This is a genomic window from Caulobacter sp. DWP3-1-3b2 (assembly GCF_049896325.1).
Classification (GTDB): Bacteria; Pseudomonadota; Alphaproteobacteria; order Caulobacterales; family Caulobacteraceae; genus Caulobacter.
The window spans coordinates 119,862-139,035 of record NZ_JAFCUB010000007.1 but is presented as its reverse complement, the minus strand read 5'-3'; the positions used below and the strand labels follow the sequence as shown (position 1 = coordinate 139,035).

General features: G+C 67.3%; 23 protein-coding genes. 10 read left to right on the top strand and 13 right to left on the bottom strand.

Annotated elements, in window-relative coordinates:
- Window positions 1–20: 20 nt before the first annotated feature.
- Window positions 21–500 carry a GNAT family N-acetyltransferase gene (locus ACP7AG_RS07755; RefSeq protein WP_426014351.1) on the bottom strand — a complete coding sequence of 160 codons (480 nt, stop codon included), beginning with the start codon at window positions 498–500 and terminating at the stop codon, window positions 21–23.
- On the opposite strand from ACP7AG_RS07755, the gene ACP7AG_RS07750 reads away from it, so the two are divergent.
- Window positions 499–831: a TfoX/Sxy family protein gene (locus tag ACP7AG_RS07750; protein ID WP_426030387.1), complete on the top strand. Its 333-nt coding sequence runs from the start codon at window positions 499–501 to the stop codon at window positions 829–831. The genes ACP7AG_RS07755 and ACP7AG_RS07750 overlap by 2 nt on opposite strands.
- A 48-nt stretch (window positions 832–879) precedes the next feature.
- Here the strand turns inward: ACP7AG_RS07750 and ACP7AG_RS07745 are convergent, their stop codons facing one another.
- Genes ACP7AG_RS07745 through ACP7AG_RS07715 form a run of 7 tightly spaced genes read right to left on the bottom strand, consistent with a single transcriptional unit; the run spans window position 880 to window position 6,889 of the window.
- On the bottom strand, window positions 880–1,737 hold the full coding sequence (locus ACP7AG_RS07745; protein ID WP_426014348.1) for an SDR family oxidoreductase: 858 nt from the start codon (window positions 1,735–1,737) through the stop codon (window positions 880–882).
- Window positions 1,738–1,786: 49 nt separating this feature from the next.
- On the bottom strand, window positions 1,787–2,770 hold the full coding sequence (locus ACP7AG_RS07740; protein WP_426030386.1) for an SDR family NAD(P)-dependent oxidoreductase: 984 nt from the start codon (window positions 2,768–2,770) through the stop codon (window positions 1,787–1,789).
- A gap of 38 nt (window positions 2,771–2,808) precedes the next feature.
- Window positions 2,809–3,222, bottom strand: a complete 414-nt coding sequence (locus tag ACP7AG_RS07735) for a DUF3995 domain-containing protein (RefSeq protein ID WP_426030415.1) — start codon at window positions 3,220–3,222, stop codon at window positions 2,809–2,811.
- A gap of 1 nt (window position 3,223) precedes the next feature.
- Complete coding sequence (locus ACP7AG_RS07730; RefSeq protein WP_426030385.1) at window positions 3,224–3,994, bottom strand: enoyl-CoA hydratase; 771 nt, start codon at window positions 3,992–3,994, stop codon at window positions 3,224–3,226.
- Window positions 3,991–4,434 (bottom strand): MarR family winged helix-turn-helix transcriptional regulator, encoded by a 444-nt coding sequence (locus ACP7AG_RS07725; RefSeq protein ID WP_426014342.1) that lies wholly within the window; start codon window positions 4,432–4,434, stop codon window positions 3,991–3,993. Before ACP7AG_RS07725 ends, ACP7AG_RS07730 begins: the two co-directional genes overlap by 4 nt.
- Window positions 4,435–4,465: 31 nt before the next feature.
- Window positions 4,466–5,770: a glycosyltransferase gene (locus tag ACP7AG_RS07720; protein ID WP_426030414.1), complete on the bottom strand. Its 1,305-nt coding sequence runs from the start codon at window positions 5,768–5,770 to the stop codon at window positions 4,466–4,468.
- A 33-nt stretch (window positions 5,771–5,803) separates the two neighbouring features.
- Entirely contained in the window at window positions 5,804–6,889 is a 1,086-nt protein-coding gene (locus ACP7AG_RS07715) for an MBL fold metallo-hydrolase (protein ID WP_426030384.1), read from the bottom strand.
- A 136-nt stretch (window positions 6,890–7,025) separates the two neighbouring features.
- On the opposite strand from ACP7AG_RS07715, the gene ACP7AG_RS07710 reads away from it, so the two are divergent.
- Window positions 7,026–8,366: a hypothetical protein gene (locus ACP7AG_RS07710; protein ID WP_426030383.1), complete on the top strand. Its 1,341-nt coding sequence runs from the start codon at window positions 7,026–7,028 to the stop codon at window positions 8,364–8,366.
- Between the two features lie 80 nt (window positions 8,367–8,446).
- Here ACP7AG_RS07710 and ACP7AG_RS07705 read toward each other — a convergent pair whose 3' ends face one another.
- The 4 genes from ACP7AG_RS07705 to ACP7AG_RS07690 form a co-directional block, all read right to left on the bottom strand.
- Window positions 8,447–8,989 (bottom strand): TetR family transcriptional regulator, encoded by a 543-nt coding sequence (locus ACP7AG_RS07705; protein ID WP_426030382.1) that lies wholly within the window; start codon window positions 8,987–8,989, stop codon window positions 8,447–8,449.
- Window positions 8,990–9,049: 60 nt separating this feature from the next.
- Window positions 9,050–9,832, bottom strand: coding sequence for a pyrroline-5-carboxylate reductase (gene proC, locus ACP7AG_RS07700; RefSeq protein ID WP_426030381.1), 783 nt, complete (start codon window positions 9,830–9,832; stop codon window positions 9,050–9,052).
- Window positions 9,833–9,878: 46 nt separating this feature from the next.
- Window positions 9,879–10,385 carry a YbjN domain-containing protein gene (locus tag ACP7AG_RS07695; protein ID WP_426014332.1) on the bottom strand — a complete coding sequence of 169 codons (507 nt, stop codon included), beginning with the start codon at window positions 10,383–10,385 and terminating at the stop codon, window positions 9,879–9,881.
- A gap of 127 nt (window positions 10,386–10,512) precedes the next feature.
- Window positions 10,513–10,779 carry an accessory factor UbiK family protein gene (locus ACP7AG_RS07690; protein WP_426014329.1) on the bottom strand — a complete coding sequence of 89 codons (267 nt, stop codon included), beginning with the start codon at window positions 10,777–10,779 and terminating at the stop codon, window positions 10,513–10,515.
- 112 nt (window positions 10,780–10,891) lie between these two features.
- Here ACP7AG_RS07690 and lgt point away from each other — a divergent pair, with 112 nt between their 5' ends.
- From lgt to pth, 7 genes are all read left to right on the top strand, one after another.
- A complete protein-coding gene (lgt, locus tag ACP7AG_RS07685) occupies window positions 10,892–11,803 on the top strand; it encodes a prolipoprotein diacylglyceryl transferase (RefSeq protein WP_426014327.1) in 912 nt (303 codons plus the stop codon).
- A complete protein-coding gene (locus ACP7AG_RS07680) occupies window positions 11,790–12,860 on the top strand; it encodes a class I SAM-dependent methyltransferase (protein WP_426014326.1) in 1,071 nt (356 codons plus the stop codon). Before lgt ends, ACP7AG_RS07680 begins: the two co-directional genes overlap by 14 nt.
- A gap of 3 nt (window positions 12,861–12,863) precedes the next feature.
- Window positions 12,864–13,643, top strand: coding sequence for a peptidoglycan editing factor PgeF (pgeF, locus tag ACP7AG_RS07675; RefSeq protein ID WP_426014324.1), 780 nt, complete (start codon window positions 12,864–12,866; stop codon window positions 13,641–13,643).
- 101 nt (window positions 13,644–13,744) lie between these two features.
- A complete protein-coding gene (locus ACP7AG_RS07670) occupies window positions 13,745–14,683 on the top strand; it encodes a ribose-phosphate pyrophosphokinase (protein ID WP_426014322.1) in 939 nt (312 codons plus the stop codon).
- 123 nt (window positions 14,684–14,806) lie between these two features.
- On the top strand, window positions 14,807–15,859 hold the full coding sequence (locus ACP7AG_RS07665) for a hypothetical protein (protein WP_426014320.1): 1,053 nt from the start codon (window positions 14,807–14,809) through the stop codon (window positions 15,857–15,859).
- A 290-nt stretch (window positions 15,860–16,149) separates the two neighbouring features.
- Window positions 16,150–16,749: a 50S ribosomal protein L25/general stress protein Ctc gene (locus ACP7AG_RS07660; protein WP_426014318.1), complete on the top strand. Its 600-nt coding sequence runs from the start codon at window positions 16,150–16,152 to the stop codon at window positions 16,747–16,749.
- Window positions 16,750–16,845: 96 nt separating this feature from the next.
- A complete protein-coding gene (gene pth, locus ACP7AG_RS07655; protein WP_426030379.1) occupies window positions 16,846–17,466 on the top strand; it encodes an aminoacyl-tRNA hydrolase in 621 nt (206 codons plus the stop codon).
- A 135-nt stretch (window positions 17,467–17,601) separates the two neighbouring features.
- Here the strand turns inward: pth and ACP7AG_RS07650 are convergent, their stop codons facing one another.
- Window positions 17,602–17,961 (bottom strand): phage holin family protein, encoded by a 360-nt coding sequence (locus ACP7AG_RS07650; protein WP_426014315.1) that lies wholly within the window; start codon window positions 17,959–17,961, stop codon window positions 17,602–17,604.
- Window positions 17,962–18,261: 300 nt separating this feature from the next.
- On the opposite strand from ACP7AG_RS07650, the gene rpoH reads away from it, so the two are divergent.
- Entirely contained in the window at window positions 18,262–19,158 is an 897-nt protein-coding gene (gene rpoH / locus ACP7AG_RS07645; protein ID WP_426014731.1) for an RNA polymerase sigma factor RpoH, read from the top strand.
- Window positions 19,159–19,174 lie beyond the last annotated feature (16 nt).

Genomic DNA, 19,174 nt, shown 5'->3' with positions numbered 1-19,174 from the left:
TGCCTGTCCCCGTTCCTCGCCTAGGCCGCAGCCAACCTCGCCAACGCCTCGCCCGTCATCCGTCGCACGATCCACTCGTTCATCGCGGCCGCGCCCAGGCTGTCATAGAAAGCGATCGACGGGGCGTTCCAGTCGAGCACGGCCCATTCCAGTCGGCCGAGCTTCTCGTCCAGGCAGCGCCGCGCCAGCCCCGCCAACAATGCCTTGCCCGCCCCGCTGCCCCGCGCTTCGGGCAGCACGAACAGGTCTTCCAGATAGATTCCGTGCCGGCCGACGAAGGTCGAGAAGTTGTAGAACCACAAGGCAAAGCCCACCGGCGCGCCGTCAATCTCGGCGATGTCGCAGAAGGCCTTGGGGTTTTCGCCAAACAGCGCCACCGTGATATCGTCCTGCGTGGTCCGCACATCGTCGAGCAGCTTCTCATAGGCGGCGAGATCGCGGATGAACCGCAGGATCAAGGCGCTGTCGGCCTCGACGGCGGGACGAATGGATACGGGCATGGCGGTCTCTTCGGACTATCTGGATTTGGTACTCGAACAGCTGGCCCCGGTCGGGCCGCTGACCTCGCGAAAGATGTTCGGCGGAGTCGGCCTCTATGCCCAAGGCCTGTTCTTCGCCCTGATCGACGACGACACCCTCTATTTCAAGGGCGACGAGACGCTGGGCCCCGATTTCGCGGCCGCCGGCAGCACGCAGTTCGCGCCCTTCGGCGTGAGCTCCATGGCTTACTGGTCGGCGCCCGCCGAAGCGTTGGATGAGCCAGACCTGATGGTCGAGTGGGCGCGGCGCTCGATCGCGGTGGCGGCGGCGCGGAAGGCTCGGAAGCCCTGATCCAGGGCTGGGGACAGGCGCATGCGCCTGTCCCCAATTGCAAGACCCTTACCCTATCACCACCCCCGGCGGCGGAAGGCTATCCTCCGGCACGAAGAAGTCCGGCATCAGGGTGGCGGTCGGATCCACGCGGTACTGATCGAAGTCGCGCACGCCCTCGCCGTATAGGAACGTGTCGTCGATCACGAACTGGCCGGTGAACGCTCGCGACGGCTTCAGGAACATCGCGTGGGCCGCGTCGGCCATGATCTCGACGGTGCGGCAGTGCTTGAGGCCTTCCTCCCCGGTCAAGGCGAACTGGATGGCGGCGGTGGCGATGGCGGTGCGCGGCCACAGGCCGTTGAAGGCCACGCCGTCGGCCCGGAACTCCTCGGCCATGCCCATCATGCACAGGCTCATATTGTACTTGGCCATGGAGTAGGCGACGTGGGGGGCGAACCAGCGGGGCTTGATGTCCAGCGGCGGCGACAGGGCCAGCACGTGCGGATTGGCCGCCTTCTTCAGGTGCGGCAGACACAGTTTCGAGGTCAGGAACGTTCCGCGCCCGTTGATCTGGTGCATCAGGTCGTAGCGCTTCATGTCGGTCGACAGCGTGCCCGTGAGCGAGATCGCCGAGGCGTTGTTCACGCAGATGTCGATACCGCCGAAGCTCTCGACCGCCTTGTCGACGGCCGCCTGGACGCTGGCCTCCTCTCGCACATCAACCACCAGCGGCAGCGCCTGGCCGCCGGCCGCCTCGATCTGCGCGGCGGCGGTGTAGATGGTGCCCGGCAGCTTCGGATGGGCCTCCGCCGTCTTGGCGGCGATGACGATATTGGCGCCGTCGCGGGCGGCGCGCAGGGCGATGGCCAGGCCGATGCCGCGCGAGGCGCCGGTGATGAAGAGGGTCTTGCCGTTCAAGCTCATCGTCGTCTCCTCAAGGACGGTCCGGTTCTATGCCGAAACACCGCGACGGTCATCCCGCCCCCGTGGTTTCCACTGACAGGGCCCACAGCCTGTCGGCCTGCTCCGGGTCCAGGGCGTAGGACATGACGCCAGACCAGCCGGCCTCCTTCGTCCACGGCTTGGCCTGGGCCAAGTCCTCGAGATAGAGCCCGCCGACGCCCTCGAGTTCGTCGCCAACCGCCGCCCAGACACTGGTCGACGCGCCTTGGGCGGGCGTCTTGAAACCGTCGCGAACCTTGCCGTTTTCGTCGATCCAGCCCATCGCCCGCTGCTCCTCGATCGGCAGATGGCGCTGCAGCGGGGTCATGATGCCGCCAGGCATCACGGCGTTGGCGAACACGCCCTGATCCTTGAAGCGCTGATTGAAGCCCACGGCGAACAGGGCGTTGGCCGTCTTGGCCTGGCCGTAGCTTTCCCACTTCTCGTAGGGGTGAGACCGGAAATGCGGATCCTCGAAATTCATCGGGGCACGGCGGTGGCCGATCGACGACAGGGACACCAGCCGCGAGGTCTTGCCGCCATTTCCTTGAGAGGGGGCCTTGGCGCCGGCCACCAGGTTGGGAGCCAGCAGCACCGACAGCAGGAAGTGGCCAAAGTGGTTGGTGCCGATCTGCATCTCGAGCCCGTCCTCGGTATAGGCGAGCGGGCAGGCCATGACGCCGGCGTTGTTGATCAGCAGGTTCAACGACCGGTCGCCCCAGCGCTCGACGAAGGCGCGGATCGACTTGAAGCTGGAGAGATCTAGCATCGACCACGACGCTTGCGCGCCCTTGGCCACGGCGTTGATCTCGGCGACGGCGGCCTCGGCCAGATCCGGCTTGCGGACGGCGATCACAACCTCGGCGCCGGCCGCGGCCAAGGCCTTGGCCGTCTCGACGCCGATGCCGGTGGCCCCGCCGGTGACGATGGCGACCTTGCCGGTCAGGTCGTGGCCGGCGACGACGTCGCGGGCGTCGGTGAAGGCCCCGAAGGGCGATTTGATGCGGTCGACCATGATGTTCGCTCCCTTGATTTTTGTCATTGGAGTGGACGCTACAGCTGCAACACAAGAATTCCCAAGGCGATCGCCAGGCACAGCGGCCCATAGGCGCGGCGGTTGAGCGTCGCGAACGGCGTGCCCTCGGCATAGCGGAAGACCGGCGGGACATAGGTCGCCAGACCGCGTCCGGCGAAGACCACAAACATAACCCAGCGCGCGGCCTCTAACTGCGGGTCCCAGACGGTCGAGGTCAAGGTCGCGGCGACCAGCACGCCGCCGGCCGCCAAGGCCAGGGCGACAGCGACGGAGGCCAGCAGGCCGGGCGAGCGCATGCCGCGTGTGCGGCCCACCACGTGCTCGACCATCGAAGCCTCGTCATGGCCCGGCCAGCGACCGCCCAAGCCCCAGTAGAGGTGGATTCCCGCCAAGGCCAGCAGCGCCGTCGACAGGACCAGGGCCAGGGCCACCTCAGCCAACCTTGCTGAAGTCCGGCGCGCGGCGCTCGGCGAAGGCCATGAAGGCCTCGCGGGCCTCGGCGGTCTGCAGACGCTGAGCAAACAGTTCGCCCTCCCTGTCCATCAGGGCCGAGATCGCCTCGGCGTCGCGCATCAGCGACTTGGTGACGGTCAGGGCGCCGAGCGGACGCTTGGCCAGTTGGTCAGCGGCGGTGCGGGCGCGGGTCCGCAGATCCTCCAGTGGCACGCAGGCATTGGCGATGCCCCAGGCCACGGCGGTCGCGCCATCCACCGCCTCGCCAAGGGCGAACATGGCAAAGGCGCGAGCGTGGCCGATGCGGGCCGGCAGCAGCAGGCTGGAGGCGGCTTCGGGCGCCAGGGCCAGGTTGACGAACGGCACGGTCAGCCGGGCGTCGGGGCTGACGAAAACCAGGTCACAATGCAGCAACATGGTCGTGCCCACGCCGACCGCCTGGCCCTGGACGGCGGCGACCAGTGGCCGGGTGGCCTTGGCCAGGTTCTTCAGGAACCGCATCACATGGCGCTCGCCGGTGAAGGTCCCGGTGGCCTGGGCGGTGAAGTCCTTCAGGTCGTTGCCCGAGCTGAAGCTGTCGCCGTCGCCCTGGAACACCACCACCCGGATCGCCGGGTCGGCCTCGGCGCGCTCCAAGCTGTCGGCCAGCACGCCGTACATGGCGTTGCTCAGCGCGTTCTTCTTGTCCGGACGGGCCAGGGTGAGGGTCATCACGCCGGCGTCGATCTCGACCTTCACCAGATCGGTCATGCGGCATCTCCTTTGGGGAACTTGGTTTGCAGGCTGACCAGCCAGCGGGACACCACGGCGATCTCGTCGTCCGTGAAGCCCTCGGTGAGGTGAGAGCTCAGCCCCTCGACGCCGGCCTTGGCGTCCGCGCGCGCCACATGGCCCTTGGCGGTCAGGTAGAGGCGCAGGGCGCGGCCGTCCTTGGGGTCGGGCCGCCGCTCGACCAGCTCGGCGCGCGCCATGCGGTCGATCAGGCCGGTCATGGCCGAGGGCGCAAGGTCCAGGGCCTCGGCGGCCTCGCCGATCAGGGCGCCGTCTTTCTGCCCGAGCACAAAGAGCGCTCCGGACTGGGCCGCCGTCAGCCCCCCCTGGGCGGCCATCTTGGCCTCGACATAGCGCTGCACGCGGCGGTGCGCGACATTCAGCAGGAACACCAGGCGGCGGTCGGGAGGCGTGGTCATGACGTGGAGATTATAGTTCGTGCACGAAATATCAAACGATTGTTTCGTGTTCGCTGCCGGAGCGGGCGGCCCATAGCGCCGCGACCCGGCTAGCGGCTTCAGCGGCGCCATCTTCTCGGGACGCTATTTCGCCGAGACGGACGGTCCTCGCGATCAGGTCGGGGTCGCCCAAAAGCCCGTCGATCAGGGCCGCCGCCGCCTTGGAACGGTAGGCGTCACGCGCCAGGGTCGCCCCAACGCCCAACCGCGCGATCCGCGCCCCATTGTCGAACTGGTCGCCCAGATGCGGCACGACCAGTTGCGGCCGGCCAGCGCGCAACGCCTGCTGAATAGTGCCGACCCCGCCCTGATGCACGATGGCGGCAGCGCGGGGAAAGAGCAGGGAATAGGGCGCGTAGGCGAAGGCGACGGCGTCCTCCGCCCCGTCGGCGACGGACGGATCGCCATCGGGTCCGACCAGCAGCACGGCGCGTCGCCCCATGCGCCGTGCGACCTTCATGCTCTCACGGTAGAAGTCCCCCGGAATGTTCACCGCCGCGCTACCAAGGGTGAAGACCAGCGGCGCGGGTCCGGCCGCCAGGAAGGTCTCCAGATCCGGCGGCAAGGTCGTCGGACCGCCGAGGTCGCTGTCATAGGCGGCGTATCCGACCACGTCGAAATTTTCGGGCGCGTCGGGCTGACGCGGACTCAGCAGAGGCGAATAGAGCCCCAGCGAGAGGGCCGCCCCACGACCGGCGTCGAACAACAGGTTGTCCCGACTCGGCGGCAAGCCCAAGGCCCGCCGCAAGCCATTGACCGGCCGCGTCCAGTGATCGGTCGTCGCCCGGCCGATCGCGATCGTCGCGCGATTGAGCCACAAGCGAAGGCCGCCGGTCGCCGGTCCCAGCCACGGCGCCTTGGGCAACAGCGGCGGGTCATAGGCCGAGAACACCACGGTCGGCTGCAGCGCCACCGAGACGAAAGGGATGCCCAGATAGTCGGCGGTCACCGCCACCCCGGCCGCGAAGCTTCCGCAGACAAGGGCGCAAGCGCCCTGGGCCGCAGCGATCAACTGCCTGGTAGCGCTCTCCAGGTAGGGCGTCATGATCTTCTCGAACAGAAAGGCGTCCGAGGCGGCGATGGCGTGGGTGAGCTGGGTAAGATCCATGCCGAGGTCCGCGCCCAAGCGCTCCAGGCTGGGACCCACCTCGTGGAAGACCAGCCCTTCGGCCTCGACCTTGGCGCGGTATTCGGCCGAGGTGGCGACCTCGGCCTGGAACCCGGCCACTTGCAGGGCCCGGCCCAGCGCCAGGAAGGGATGCAGGTCGCCGAGCGACCCGGCGGTGGCGAGAACAATGCGGATGGCGACAGCTCCGAATGAAAAGACGGCTCAGTCCACGGCCCGATACCAGGCAACCCCGTCCGCGTCCGGCTCACGAACCGCCAGACCCCGGCCGATCAGGCAGTTCAGATGGGCTAGGGCTTCGCCCGTCGCCATGCCCAGAAGGTCCGGGCCGATCGGGCGGGCGAACAGGGCGCCGAACACATCGACCGCGCGCTTGGGCTCCTGAAGTTTGCCCCGCAGACGCCCCAGCCCTCGTTCGTGGCCGTTGATCAGGTGGTCGATGCGGGCGTGCAGGCCCCGGAACGGGTCGTTGTGAGCCGGCAACACCAGCACGTCGTCCGGCACCGTCGCCTTGACCTTGGCCAACGAGGTCAGCCAGTCGGTCAGCGGGTCGGCGTCGGGCTCGGTGGGGAACACCGAGACATTGGACGATATCCTCGGCAGCACTTGGTCGCCGGAGATCAGTACGCCCAGCGCCTCGCACCACAGGCAGGCGTGTTCGGGCGAATGGCCCTGGCCCGTCACCACCCGCCAGTCGTGATCGCCGATCGCGAACACCTCGCCATCGACCATCCGCCGATAGCTGTCGGGCAGTTGGTGGATCGCCTTGCCGAATCCGCCGAACCGCGCCTTGTAGGTCTCGATCCCGTCCTCGTTCCAGCCCGCGGCTTGGAAGAATCGGACCCCGTCCACAGGCGCCTCGCGGCCGGTGTCGGCCACCAGCATCCGACATTGGAAATATTCCAGCCGGGTCATCCACAGGCGCACGTCGAACTTGCGGGCGATCCAGCCGGCCAACCCGACATGATCGGGGTGAAGATGGGTGACGATCACCCGGGTGATCGGATCGCCACCCAGGGCCTGGGCGAACGCCGCCCGCCAGGCCTGGGAGGTCTCCTTGGTCTGCAGGCCGGTATCGACCACCGCCCAGCCCGCGCCGTCGCGAATCGCCCAGACGTTGATGAAGCCCAGCGAGCCGCCCAGCGGCTGGCGCAGCCAGAGAACCCCAGGCGCGACCTCGACCGCCTGGCCTGTTCCGGTCTCTGGGGCCTGCTCGAACGGGTAGACCAGCCGGGGCCGGCGCGGCTCGGCCGCCTCTTCGGCGACCCCCTCTTCGATTCCGTCGCGCATCCTGCGTCCTCCGGCCACGGCACGCCCCGCCCCGGGGCCACCGTCATGATTGCGCCCCCGTCGGACGACATCTTGACCCTCGATGCAAGCGGGCCTTAAGTCCGCCGCGAGGAATTTACCCCAGGAGACCTATCCCATGAGGCCCATCGCGATCGGCTTGACGGCCGCCCTCGCGCTCGCCGCGCTCGTTCCCGTCACCGTGCTCTCCGCGGCGAAGGAAAAAGAAAAGCCGGCAGCCGTTGACGCCAAGTCCCGCGAAGCGGGCATGAAGGCGACGCCCGCCCTGATCCAGGCCGCCGGCGTTTCGTGCACCGTCTCGGATGCGCGCCTCATCGGCAACGACAAAAAGACCAGCACCGACTATTACGAAGTCGCGTGCCAACAAGGCCTGGGCTTCGCCATCCTCGCCAAGAAGGACGAGAAGCCGGCGGCCTACAGCTGCCTGGAAACCGCCAATCCGGCCGCCGACGGCAAGCCCAGCGCCCTGGCCTGTATCCTGCCGGGCAACGCCAACCCCAAGGCGGGCCTGACGACCTACCTGCAAAAGGCTGGCGCCGCCTGCGACATCCAGAACGCCCGCGCCATCGGCGGCACCGCCAAGAACGCCTATTTCGAGGTCGCCTGTAAGGGTGGCGCGGGATACGTTCTTCAGACGGCGAACCCGGTCAATGTCGATCAGGAGGTCATCGCCAACAGCTGCTTGCTGTACGAGGAAGGCGGCAATGTCAGCTGCAAGCTGACCGACAAGGCCACGCAGCTGGCCGCCGTCGACACCCTGGCCGGCGCCTCGGGCAAGAATTGCGCGGTCAAGGACAAGCGCTACGTCCTCAGCACCAAGACCGACAACTATTTCGAAGTCGCCTGCCAGGACGGCAAGGGCTACATGCTGCAGCAGGCTGCTGTCGGCGGCGCCTTGGTCAAGGCCATCGACTGCGCCCAAGCCAGCTTCGTTGGCGGCGGGTGCACCCTGACCGACAGCCTCGCGGCCCAGACCGAGCAGGCCGGCCTCTACACCAAGTTGTCCGCCAAGGCCGGCTTCGACTGCAAGGTCGAGAAGTACGGCATGCTCCCCAGCAGCGATCCCCGCACCGAGATCGTTGAAATGAAGTGCGCCAACCGTCCCGACGGCGGCATTGGCATTTTCACGACGACCAACAACACCGTCTATGACTGCGTAGCCTCTGAGATCAACGGCTACCGCTGCAGCTTCACCAAGGCCGACGCGGTCTATCCGCGCCTGACGGCCAACTTGAAGTCGCTGGGCAAGAGCAGTTGCACGGTCTCCGGTTCGCGGATCATCGGCCAGACGGCGACCGACGGCTATGTCGAGGTCGCCTGCTCCGACGGCCTGCCGGGTTGGGTTATCGCCTATCCGCTTAAGGTCGGTTCGGACAAGCCCAAGGAACTGATGTCCTGCCTGCAGGCCAAGGGCGTGGGCGGCGGCTGCAAGCTGCCGACCAACGCCACCAAGGGCTAGGCTCGTCTCAGGTCTAAACGACGAAGCCCGCCGGGAGCGATCCCGGCGGGCTTTTTCGTGGGTGAGTCGAGGTGAGCGCCCTAGACCCCCGCCCCGACCTTTTCCAGGCCCGAGGTCATCTGCTTCAGGCGCTTGTCCAGCTCGGCCATCGTGCGGTTCAGCGCGCCTTCGTCATCGCGCCAGACCTGCAGGGCGCGGACCCAGACCGCCGTCATCGCCGTCAGCCGCGCGGGCGTGGCGTCGACGCCGGCCGCTTCGAGGATGGCGCGGGCGGTCTTGGGGAAGCGCAGGGCCGAAACCACGAGGCGCTCGGACCGGCTGATGGCGATCAGGGCGGCGCGGTGCGGCTCCATGGCCTCGATCCGCGCCATCGCGGCGTCGAACAGGCGGTCGTGGGTCGTGGCGACCTGGGCCGAGGCCGTGGCCACCGCGGCGCGGTCGAAGCGGGTCGACAAATGGGCTAGCACGGCGGCCTTGCCATCGGCCCGGGCATAGAGCTCCGCGAACGGGACTTCGGCCTTCACGGCGATGTCGCGCAAGCTGATCTGCGTCCACGGCCGGTCGGCGGCCAGGGACAGGGCTGCGGCGGCGGCGCGATCGAGGATGTCTTCGGCGGCGGTCATGAACGATCAAATGGCGGGTCGGAGCGCGCGAAGCAAGAACCCTCTCCCGTTGGGAGAGGTTTAGCCGCCCAGTTCCTTTGACCGCGCCACGGCCGCCGCCAGCGCCGTCGGCAGCAGGTCCCCAAAGCCGCCCTTCCCCATCAGCACGGCCAAGGCGGCGGCGGTCGTGCCGCCCGGCGAGGTGACCTGCTTGCGCAGTTCGGCCGGCTCTTCGCCGCCTTGACCCAGCAGGGCGGCGGCGCCGACGATGGTGGCCCGGGCCAGCTTCGCCGAGGCGGCGGGGTCAAGCCCCAGACCCGCGCCCGCCGCCTCCAAGGCCTCGATGAAGGCGTAGAGATAGGCCGGGGCCGATCCCGAGACGGCGGTCGCGGCGTGCATCAGGTCTTCGTCGTCCAGATCGACCACCGTCGCCACTGGGTCGAGCAGGGCTTGAGCGCGCGACCTTGCCTCGACCGTGTCGGCGAAGATGCTGGCCGTGCCCAGGCCGATGGCGACGGCGGTGGTCGGCATCACCCGGGCCACGGCGCGGCCCCCGAAAATCTTGGAAATGTCGGCTGCGGCGACCCCGGCGGCGATCGAGACGATGATGGCGTCTGGCGCGAGGTGCGGGACGACCTCGACCACCGCCTCCCGCCAGATCTGCGGCTTGACCGCCAGCAGCACGGTCTTGGCTGTGGCCAGGGCCTCAAGCGGCGGATTGACGCTCGCGCCCGGAAACGCTGCGGGGTCGGCGTTGGGATCGCGGATGATCAGGTCGGCGGCGGCGAATGCGCCGACCTTGGTCCAGCCCTCGATCAGGGCCCCGCCCATGCGTCCGGCGCCGAGGAGGAGGATGGGGGTCATGGGGCGTCTACCTCTTCCTTCTCTCCCTTGCGGGAGAAGGAGAATCCTAAGCCTGGCCCATCGTCTCGAACATGCAGGCGGCCATGGCCTCGTCGGGAGTCTTGGCGCTGTGCAGCAGGAAGTCGAAGGCCGGGTAGAAGCGGTCGGCGGCTTCGACCGCGGCGTCGATCATCGAGGCGGCCTGGGCCATGGTCGGGCGCTCGCCGGCCGGGAGGGCCAGGGCATGGCGGAACACCACCTCGCCGTCCTCAGTCCAGACCTCAAAATGACCCAGCCAGACGCGCTGGTTGATCATCGACAACAGCTCGTAGGCGGCGGGGCGCTTGGCCTTGACGGCGCGCAGGTCGAGCGACAGGCACAGCTGCAGGCAGTCGGCCTCGGGCCGCCAGGCGAACCACAGCTCGTAGTCCTTCCAGTCGCCGGTCAAGGCGAAGGCCAGGTCGCCGTCGTCGGTGCGGTCGAACGTCAGGTTCTCGGCGGCCAGCACATGTTCGACGACCTCGAGAGGGTCCATCGCCAGCAGAACGTCGTCGTCGTCGGGTTGGGTGTCCATAAGAACCTTTGGCCCCCGGGGAGAGACGGGTCGCGGGACCCATTCAAATCACCCACTCAAGGGACTCTAAGCTGCTTCGCGGGCGGCGTCACAACCGCCTTCACGTCGAAAGGGAAACGAAACTCGCCTAGAGGGCCGTATCGTCGCTTTTTGGCGCGGCGGTCTTGGCGAGCGCCGCCTTGGCCTTCAGGCCCGCGACGTCCGCGCGCAACGCCGCGACCTCGGCCTTCAGGGCCTCGAAATCGTCGCGCCGGATCAGGTCGAACTCGGCGGCCAGACGGTCGGCCTGGGCGCGCATCGCGGTCTTGGCTTCCTCGCCGGCGGTCTGGGCGATGCCCATGGCGGCCTGGGTCAGCTTGGCGAATTCATCGAGGAAGGGGTTTTGGCTGTGCATCGAAGTTCCAGGGCGCGGCGGGCTCGTCGGCGCTTATATGGGAAACGAGGGATGAAAGCGAAGAGGGAACGCGGTAAGGGTGCGACCATCTGTCCGCCAGGAGCCGTTCGGCGTGATCTTTCCCGACATCGACCCGATCGTTCACATCGGCCCTTGGGCGCTGCAATGGGGGCCGCTGGCCATCCGCTGGTACGCCCTGGCCTATGTGGCTGGCATTCTTCTCGGCTGGCAGTACGCGATCAAGCTGGCGCGCGACGCCAAGCTGTGGGGCGGTCACCGGCCGACCGCCACCTCGGTGCAGATCGACGATCTGGTGCTGTGGATCACCCTGGGCATCATCCTGGGCGGCCGCATCGGCTACATCCTGTTCTACATGCTGCTGAATGGCGACCAACGCGCCAACCTGGCCGCCCATCCATTGGACGCGTTCAAGATCTGGGAAGGTGGCATGTCTTTCCACGGCGGCTTCGTGGGCGTCTGCGTGGCGATCGTGCTGTTCGCGCGCCAGCAGAAGATCGACATGCTGAAACTGGGCGACCTGGTCGCGCCCGTCGCCACGATCGGCCTGTTCTTCGGCCGCTGCGCCAATTTCATCAATGGCGAGTTGTGGGGCCGGATCACCGACCATCCGTTCGGCGTCATCTTTTGTAATGCCACGATCAAGGCGGCCAATAGCGATCACATTTGTCCTGCTGGCACGTATCCGCGTCATCCAAGCCAGCTTTACGAGGCGGGCCTGGAGGGCGTGGTGCTGTTCCTGATCCTCGGTTTCGCGGTCTACAAGCTGAAGTGGTTGCAACGCCGGGGCGCGTTGGTGGCGACCTTCCTGATCGGCTACGGCCTCTTCCGCGTCGCGCTGGAAGGGGTGCGCAATCCCGACCACGGCATGCCCGATTTCCCGTTCGGCCTGACCATGGGGATGATGCTGTCGATCCCGATGCTGGCGGTCGGCGCCTGGTTGTTGTGGCGCGCGCTGCGCGAGCCCGTGCCCGCCCCGCTCGCGGAAGACCATGAGCCTGCTTGATCGCCTGCGGGCGCAGATCGCCCAGGACGGCCCGATCAGCGTCGCCGAATATTTCACCCGCTGCCTGCACGACCCGCGCGAAGGCTATTACGCCACCCGGCCGGCGTTAGGGGCGGGGGGCGACTTTCTAACCGCGCCGGGCGTCAGCCAGATGTTCGGCGAGTTGATCGGCCTGTGGCTGCTGGAAACCTGGACCCGCATGGGGCGCCCTTCGCCGGTGCGTCTGGTCGAGATGGGACCCGGCGACGGCGCGCTGATCAGCGACGTGCTGCGCGCCGCCAGGCTGCTGCCGGACTTCCTCGAGGCCGCCGACCTGTGGCTGGTCGAGGTGTCGCCGCCCTTGCGGACGTTGCAGGCGTCGCGGTTGGAGGGCGCGGCCTTGACGCCACGCTGGGCCGATCGGCTGGAGGCGGTGCCGGCTGGCGCGCCGATCCTGCTGATCGCCAACGAGGTGCTGGACTGCCTCCCGACCCGGCAGTTCGTGCGCACGGACGGCGGCTGGGCCGAGCGGATGGTGGGGCTGGATGAGGCGGGCGGGCTGGCGTTCGGGCTGAAAGCCCTAGGTCCTCCCCCCATGGGGGAAGGGGGCTATCCCGCCGGCGCCGTCGTCGAGTCCTCGCCCGCCCAGGCCGCCCTGGGCTCTGAACTGGGCCATCGCATCGCTCAAGATGGCGGCGCCGCCCTGCTGATCGACTACGGCCGCGACGCGCCCGGGGTTGGCGACACGCTCCAGGCGCTCAAGGCCCACGCCAAGGTCTCGCCGCTCGCCGAGCCCGGCCAGGCTGACCTGACCGTCTGGGTCGACTTCCCCGCCGTGCTGGAGGCCGCCCGCGACGCCGGCGCCAGGACCGGCGCGATCGTGACCCAGGGCGACTTCCTGCGCGGCCTCGGCGTCGAAGCGCGCGCCCAGGCGCTGTCCCAGGCGCGGCCCTATCAGGCAGACGTGGTCGCAAGACAGCTTGATCGCCTCACCGGACCAGATCAGATGGGGGCGCTGTTCAAGGTCGTCTGCATCCATGCGCCCGGCCTGGCCCCTCCCCTCTTCGAGGACGCTTGATCCATGCACGACCTTCCCACAGTCCAGTCCCCGCTGCTGGCCGCCGTCGCCGGCGTCCGGCACGCCTTCTTCACGCGGCAGGGCGGGGTCTCGACGGGCCTTTACTCCAGTCTCAACGTGGGGCGCGGCAGCGAGGACGAGCCGGAGGACGTCGCCGAGAACCGCGCCAGGGCCGCCGCCTGGTTCGGGGCCGCGCCGGAAGATCTCAATACCTGCTTCCAGATCCACTCGACCATCGCCATCGTCGCCGACGGCTCGTGGGGCGATGTGCGTCCGGAGGGCGACGCGGTGGTGACCAAGACCCCCGGCGTGGTCTGCGGCGCGCTGGCGGCCGACTGCGCCCCGGTGCTGATCGTCGATCCCGTGGCGCGCATCGTCGCCGCCGTCCACGCTGGCTGGCGCGGAGCGCTGGACGGGATCGTCCAGGCGGCCGTCGACAGGATGGTCACGCTGGGCGGCGAACCCGCCCGCATGGTGGCGGCCGTCGGCCCTTGCATCGGCCCCAAATCCTACGAGGTCGGCCTCGAGTTCCTGCACCGTTTCGAGGCCGACAGCCCCGGCTCGGGCCGATTCTTCTCACCCGGCGGGGCGGACGACAAGCGGATGTTCGACCTGCCGGCCTTCGTGCTCGATCGCCTGGAGACAGCCGGAGTCGGCCAGAGCGAGTGGGTTAACCGCGACACCCGCGCCGAGCCGGACCTGTTCTTTTCCAACCGCCGGGCCTTCCTGAACGGGGAGTCCGACTACGGACGGCTTCTGTCAGCGATCACACTCGAAGCGTGACCGAGTCGAATAACCCCGATCAATCGCGAGTTAAGCTTGTTCCATCGCCCGGGACTGCTAGAAGCCCCGGCAACGGCGACGCCCCTCTCCGAGACCAAACCATGAAGCTGCTGTCCGGCAACTCGAACCGCACCCTGGCCCAGGCCATCGCGGAATATCTCGACATGCCGCTGACCCGCGCCCAGGTGCGCCGGTTCGCCGACCTCGAGGTCTTCGTCACCATCGACGAGAACGTGCGGGGCGAGGACGTCTTCGTCATCCAGTCGACCAGCTATCCCGCCAACGACAACCTGATGGAGCTGCTGATCTGCATCGACGCCTTGAAGCGGGCGTCGGGCAAGCGGATCACGGCGGTGCTCCCGTACTTCGGCTATGCCCGTCAGGATCGGAAGACCGGCGGCCGCACGCCAATCTCGGCCAAGCTGGTGGCCAATCTGATCACCCGTTCGGGCGCCGACCGGGTGCTGACCATGGATCTGCACGCCGGTCAGATCCAGGGCTTCTTCGACATCCCGACCGACAACCTGCTGCCCTCGCGGCTGCTCGCCGACGACATCCACCAACGCTACACGATCAAGGACGACCTGATGGTCGTCTCGCCCGACGTCGGCGGCGTGGTGCGGGCCCGGGCCCTGGCCAAGCGCTTGAACGACGCCGACCTGGCCATCGTCGACAAACGCCGCTCGGCGCCGGGCGAGAGCGAAGTGATGAACATCATCGGCGACGTCGCCGGCCGTCGCTGCATCCTGTTCGACGACATCGTCGATTCGGCCGGCACGCTGTGCAACGCCGCAGCCGCCCTGATCGCCCAGGGCGCCACATCGGTCAGCGCCTATGTGACCCACGGGGTGCTGTCGGGCGCGGCCGCCGAGCGGGTCGCCAATTCGGTCTTGACCGAACTGGTGGTCACCGACTCGATCGAGGCTTCCGACACCGTCAAGGCCTGCTCCAAGATCCGCTATGTCTCGTGCGCGCCTTTGATCGGCGAGGCCATCCGCCGGATCGCCAACGAAGAGTCCGTCTCCAAGCTTTTCGACTAATCGCTCCAAGGCGTTTTCGACGGCCACGCTTGTCAAGACGTGGTTAACGGGACGACTGTCACAATGTCGTCCGCTGGCCAATGGTATGGGCGAGCGCTCTGTCTCATTGGGGATTTTCTCGGGATGCTTTCCACCACGCGTACGCGCGCCGCCCTGACGGCCATGGCCGTGGTCGTCGCCACGGTCCTTGCCAGTTGCAGCAGCCCGCCGCCGCCCCCACCCGTGGTCCTGGCGCCGCCCGCGCCGCCGCCGATCACCCTGTCGGCCAGCGTCGTCGAACGCGCCAGCGCCTTCCGCGGCTACATGGAGCGCGCCGCAGCCATCAGCCCGGCCTTCGCCAACGGCGAACAGATCCAGTCGTCTCTGAAGGTCGCTGTCGCCTATGAGCCCAAGCGATTCCTGTCGGGCGCCACAGCCTATGCCGCTGTCCTGGCCCTGCAGGACCCGACCTTTGTGGCCTCGGTGCGGGTCTTCGCCGCCGATCCGGCCCAGCGCCAGAACGTCATCAACCAACTGGTGGCGGACCCCGCCTACGCCGTGGGCTTCAAGGGCAGCGACACCGCCGCCGGCCTGATCATCGACACCCTCGGCAACGACGGCTTGAAGGTTTACCAAGCCGGCAAGGCCGTGAAGCAGGCGGCCTACTCCGTCCAGCACGACAAGTGGTCGAGCCTGCCGGTGCTCGACCGCGACGGTCGCCTGGCCTACGCCAAGAGCATGTCGGCGACACCGGGCCTGGCCGACAGCGCCGACGTGGCCGTGCTGCAGCAAGCCTCGAACGGCGCCGTTCCGCTGGTCATCACCCCGCGCGCCGCGCCGCCGCCCTATTCGCCGCTGGTCATTCGCGGCATGTCCATCGCCGCCCTGGCGGCGCTCGGCGCGGCCGGTGACAACAACCTGGCCACCATCGACGCGATCATGGTCGAGCCCACCACCGCCATGTGCCTGAACATGTCCAAGCTGAACCTCTACCAGTGCCTGGCTGTGGCCAAGCCCCATTACGAGGACGTTTTCTGCCTGGGCCAGCACATCTTGATCGACACCGGCGCCTGCATGATCAAGGCCTCGGGCGCGGCCATGCCTTATGAGCCGCCGCCCCCGCCCAAACCCGAGCCGGCGGTGACCAAGAAAAAGCCCGTCGCCAAGAAGGCTGCCACGGCCAAGAAGAAGAGCTAGTTTTCCCTCCTCCCGTTGCGGGAGAAGATGGCGGCCGAAGGCCGACGGATGAGGGGTCGCACCGGTCAAGACCGTGCGGCCCTTTTTCATTTGGCGTTTGAGAGACCCCTCATCCGACCTCGCTCCGCGAAGCCACCTTCTCCCGCAAGGGATAAGGACTTGGGGCCGTTGCCACGGGCCGCCGTTTTGTGTACTGAGCGCGACCTCAAAAACGTCGACCGGGCGGGACAATTCAGTTCTGTGCGGCGGCTTTGCCTCCGAGAGCATCCGGCTCTCCAGAAAGACACGACATGGCCGACATCATTCTCAACGTCGAACTTCGCGATCGCGCCGGCACCGGTGGTTCGCGCGAAACCCGCCGCGCCGGCAAGATTCCGGGCATCCTGTACGGCGGCACGACCGCACCCGTGAACGTCGCGGTGAAGTCGAACGAATTCCGCAAGGCGCTCTACACCGGCAAGCTGCTGGGCCACCTGGTGACCCTGCAATATGGCGACGAGAAGCAGTCGGTCATCGCCAAGGCGATCCAGTTCCACCCGGTCACCGACGAGCCGGTGCACTTCGACCTGTTCCGGGTCAGCGAGCACCAACTGGTCAAGATCCAAGTGCCTGTGCATTTCAAGAACCACGAAACCTCGGTCGGCCTGAAAAAGGGCGGCTCGCTGGAAATCATCCGCCACACCGTCGAGCTGGCCTGCCCGGCCGACCAGATTCCGGAAGAACTGGTCATCGACCTGGCCGACCACGACATCGGCGACACCATCCGCATCTCGGAAGTCAAGCTGCCGGATGGCGTGCGCCCCGCCCAGGACCGCGACTTCGTGATCGCCACCCTGAAGGCCTCGGCCGCGTCGCAATCGGGCGAAGGCGACACCACCACCGAAGCCTAACCGCTTTGGTCGGGTCTCCGATCTGATACGTGAGAACGGGCGGGCTTTCAGGGCCCGCCCGTTTTTCGTTCCGACGTCCAGTCTAGGTCTTACGCGATGCTGATCCTCGCCGGTCTCGGCAATCCCGAACCGAAATTCGAGAAGAACCGGCACAATGTCGGGTTCATGGCCATCGACGCCATCGCCCGCAAATGGGGCACGGCGCCGTGGCGCTCGCGCTTCCAGGGACTGGCCTGCGAGGGTCAGGTTGGCACGCCAGCTGGCCCGGTCAAGCTGCTGCTGCTCAAGCCCAAGACCTTCTACAACGAGAGTGGCCGCGCCTTGGGCGAGGCGATGAAGTTCTTCAAGCTGGCCCCGACCGATGTGATCGTCTTCCACGACGAGATCGACATGGCGCCGGGCCGGTTTCGGATGAAGGCTGGCGGCGGGGCGGCGGGCAATAACGGCGTCCGCTCGATCACCAGCCAGGTGGGCGACACCTTCCGCCGCGGCCGCATCGGCGTGGGCCATCCCGGCCACAAGGACGCGGTGATGCACTATGTGCTGGGCGACTTCCACAAGGTCGAACACCAGTGGCTGAATCCGATGCTGGACGCCATCACCGACGCCCTGCCCTTCGCGGCGGCCGGCGACGATGAGCGCTACCAGGCCGAGGTCATGCGCCTGGCGCCAGCGCCCAAGGCAGACCCCAAGAAAGCCGCGCGCCAAGGCGACTAGACCCCCGCGCGGCGGATTGACGGAAAGCTCGCGACCCGACAAGACCTCCAGTGGAGCTTGGAATCATCGATGTTCCCCGCCCTCGGTCCGCAAGGAAGCGCGGGGCTGGCGCGACCTGGCGGCGAGCGCGCTGGTTTAGGCCCGCTCGCGTCCATCCCCGATCAGCAGGTGGCCCAGCCAGCTGACGACGCCGATCACGACCGAGCCCAGGATCCCGGCCCACAGGCCATCGACGACGAAACCCTTCAGCAGCCAGCCGACCAAGCCGAGCATCGCGGCGTTCACCACCAACAGGAACAGCCCCAGTGTCACCACGGTCAGGGGCAGGGTCAGCACGAAGATCACCGGCCGCACCACGGCGTTGACGACACCCAGCAACAGGGCGGCGATCAGCAGGGTCGTCCACCCGCCCGGCACGGCGATGCCGGGCACGATTTCCGACGCCAACCAGAGGCCCAGGGCGGCGATCAGGGCCCGGATAATGAACCGCGTCATTCAGGTGTCTCCATCGATGATCAAGCCTGGCCATTAGCGGCGCACGTCGCGCGCTAGCAAGCCTTGGTCGGCAATCCGGCGTCCGGGGAGAGCTTTCCGTAGTGCGCTCCAAGGATTTCTCACTTGAAATTTTGAGAATGAACGTTCATTCTCACCCCAGAAGCGCCAATACCCGAGTCCGGGTGTCGGACATTACAAATGCGTCATCGGACCTTACCTTCGCCGGAACGCGTTCCTATCTGACCCTCCGTGGAGGGGATGATGGCGCGCGTTCCGCGGGCGGATCCGCACAATAAGGGGATAGTATCCATGGCCGTAAGATCACTATCGGTGATGTCGCCGGACGGCGGCCTGTCGCGTTATCTCACCGAAATCCGAAAATTCCCCATGCTGCCCAAGGACGAGGAGTTCATGCTCGCCCAGCGTTGGAAAGAGCATCAGGACAGCGCCGCCGCTCACAAGATGGTCACCAGCCACCTGCGCCTCGTGGCCAAGATCGCCATGGGCTATCGCGGCTACGGCCTGCCGATCGGCGAGGTGATCTCCGAGGGCAATGTCGGCCTGATGCAGGCCGTCAAGAAGTTCGAGCCCGACAAGGGCTTCCGCCTGGCCACCTACGCCATGTGGTGGATCCGCGCCTCGATACAGGAATATATCCTGCGCTCGTGGTCGCTGGTGAAGATGGGCACGACCGCCGCTCAGAAGAAGCTGTTCTTCAACCTGCGCAAGGCCAAGAGCCAGATCGCCGCCTTCCAAGACGGCGACCTGCGCCCCGAACAGGTCAGCTACATCGCCACCAAGCTGGGCGTGCTGGACAGCGAGGTCATTTCGATGAACCGCCGCCTGTCAGGTCCCGACGCCTCGCTCAACGCCCCACTGCGTTCGGACAGCGAGAGCGAGTGGCAGGATTGGCTGGCCGACGATAACCAGGTCTCGCAAGAGACCACCGTGGCCGAGAATCAGGAAAAGTCCATGCGGATGGGCCTGCTTGAGGAGGCCATGGTCGAACTCACCGACCGGGAGCGCCACATCCTCACCGAGCGGCGCCTGAAGGACGACCCGACCACCCTGGAAGAGCTGGCCACCCAATACGGCGTCAGCCGCGAACGGGTCCGCCAGATTGAGGTCCGGGCGTTCGAGAAGCTTCAGAAGTCGATGCGCCAAGGCGCTGTCGCCAAGAACATGGTTGAAGCCTAACCGCCTAGGCCGCACA

What these genes read in the sequence shown, in the direction of transcription:
- ACP7AG_RS07750 (WP_426030387.1), top strand. Translation starts at nt 499, where the DNA reads ATGGCGGTCTCTTCGGACTATCTGGATTTGGTACTCGAACAGCTGGCC.
- ACP7AG_RS07755 (WP_426014351.1), bottom strand. Translation starts at nt 500, where the DNA reads ATGCCCGTATCCATTCGTCCCGCCGTCGAGGCCGACAGCGCCTTGATC.
- ACP7AG_RS07745 (WP_426014348.1), bottom strand. Translation starts at nt 1,737, where the DNA reads ATGAGCTTGAACGGCAAGACCCTCTTCATCACCGGCGCCTCGCGCGGC.
- ACP7AG_RS07740 (WP_426030386.1), bottom strand. Translation starts at nt 2,770, where the DNA reads ATGGTCGACCGCATCAAATCGCCCTTCGGGGCCTTCACCGACGCCCGC.
- ACP7AG_RS07730 (WP_426030385.1), bottom strand. Translation starts at nt 3,994, where the DNA reads ATGACCGATCTGGTGAAGGTCGAGATCGACGCCGGCGTGATGACCCTC.
- ACP7AG_RS07725 (WP_426014342.1), bottom strand. Translation starts at nt 4,434, where the DNA reads ATGACCACGCCTCCCGACCGCCGCCTGGTGTTCCTGCTGAATGTCGCG.
- ACP7AG_RS07715 (WP_426030384.1), bottom strand. Translation starts at nt 6,889, where the DNA reads ATGCGCGACGGAATCGAAGAGGGGGTCGCCGAAGAGGCGGCCGAGCCG.
- ACP7AG_RS07710 (WP_426030383.1), top strand. Translation starts at nt 7,026, where the DNA reads ATGAGGCCCATCGCGATCGGCTTGACGGCCGCCCTCGCGCTCGCCGCG.
- ACP7AG_RS07705 (WP_426030382.1), bottom strand. Translation starts at nt 8,989, where the DNA reads ATGACCGCCGCCGAAGACATCCTCGATCGCGCCGCCGCCGCAGCCCTG.
- proC (WP_426030381.1), bottom strand. Translation starts at nt 9,832, where the DNA reads ATGACCCCCATCCTCCTCCTCGGCGCCGGACGCATGGGCGGGGCCCTG.
- ACP7AG_RS07695 (WP_426014332.1), bottom strand. Translation starts at nt 10,385, where the DNA reads ATGGACACCCAACCCGACGACGACGACGTTCTGCTGGCGATGGACCCT.
- ACP7AG_RS07690 (WP_426014329.1), bottom strand. Translation starts at nt 10,779, where the DNA reads ATGCACAGCCAAAACCCCTTCCTCGATGAATTCGCCAAGCTGACCCAG.
- ACP7AG_RS07680 (WP_426014326.1), top strand. Translation starts at nt 11,790, where the DNA reads ATGAGCCTGCTTGATCGCCTGCGGGCGCAGATCGCCCAGGACGGCCCG.
- pgeF (WP_426014324.1), top strand. Translation starts at nt 12,864, where the DNA reads ATGCACGACCTTCCCACAGTCCAGTCCCCGCTGCTGGCCGCCGTCGCC.
- ACP7AG_RS07670 (WP_426014322.1), top strand. Translation starts at nt 13,745, where the DNA reads ATGAAGCTGCTGTCCGGCAACTCGAACCGCACCCTGGCCCAGGCCATC.
- ACP7AG_RS07665 (WP_426014320.1), top strand. Translation starts at nt 14,807, where the DNA reads ATGCTTTCCACCACGCGTACGCGCGCCGCCCTGACGGCCATGGCCGTG.
- ACP7AG_RS07660 (WP_426014318.1), top strand. Translation starts at nt 16,150, where the DNA reads ATGGCCGACATCATTCTCAACGTCGAACTTCGCGATCGCGCCGGCACC.
- pth (WP_426030379.1), top strand. Translation starts at nt 16,846, where the DNA reads ATGCTGATCCTCGCCGGTCTCGGCAATCCCGAACCGAAATTCGAGAAG.
- ACP7AG_RS07650 (WP_426014315.1), bottom strand. Translation starts at nt 17,961, where the DNA reads ATGACGCGGTTCATTATCCGGGCCCTGATCGCCGCCCTGGGCCTCTGG.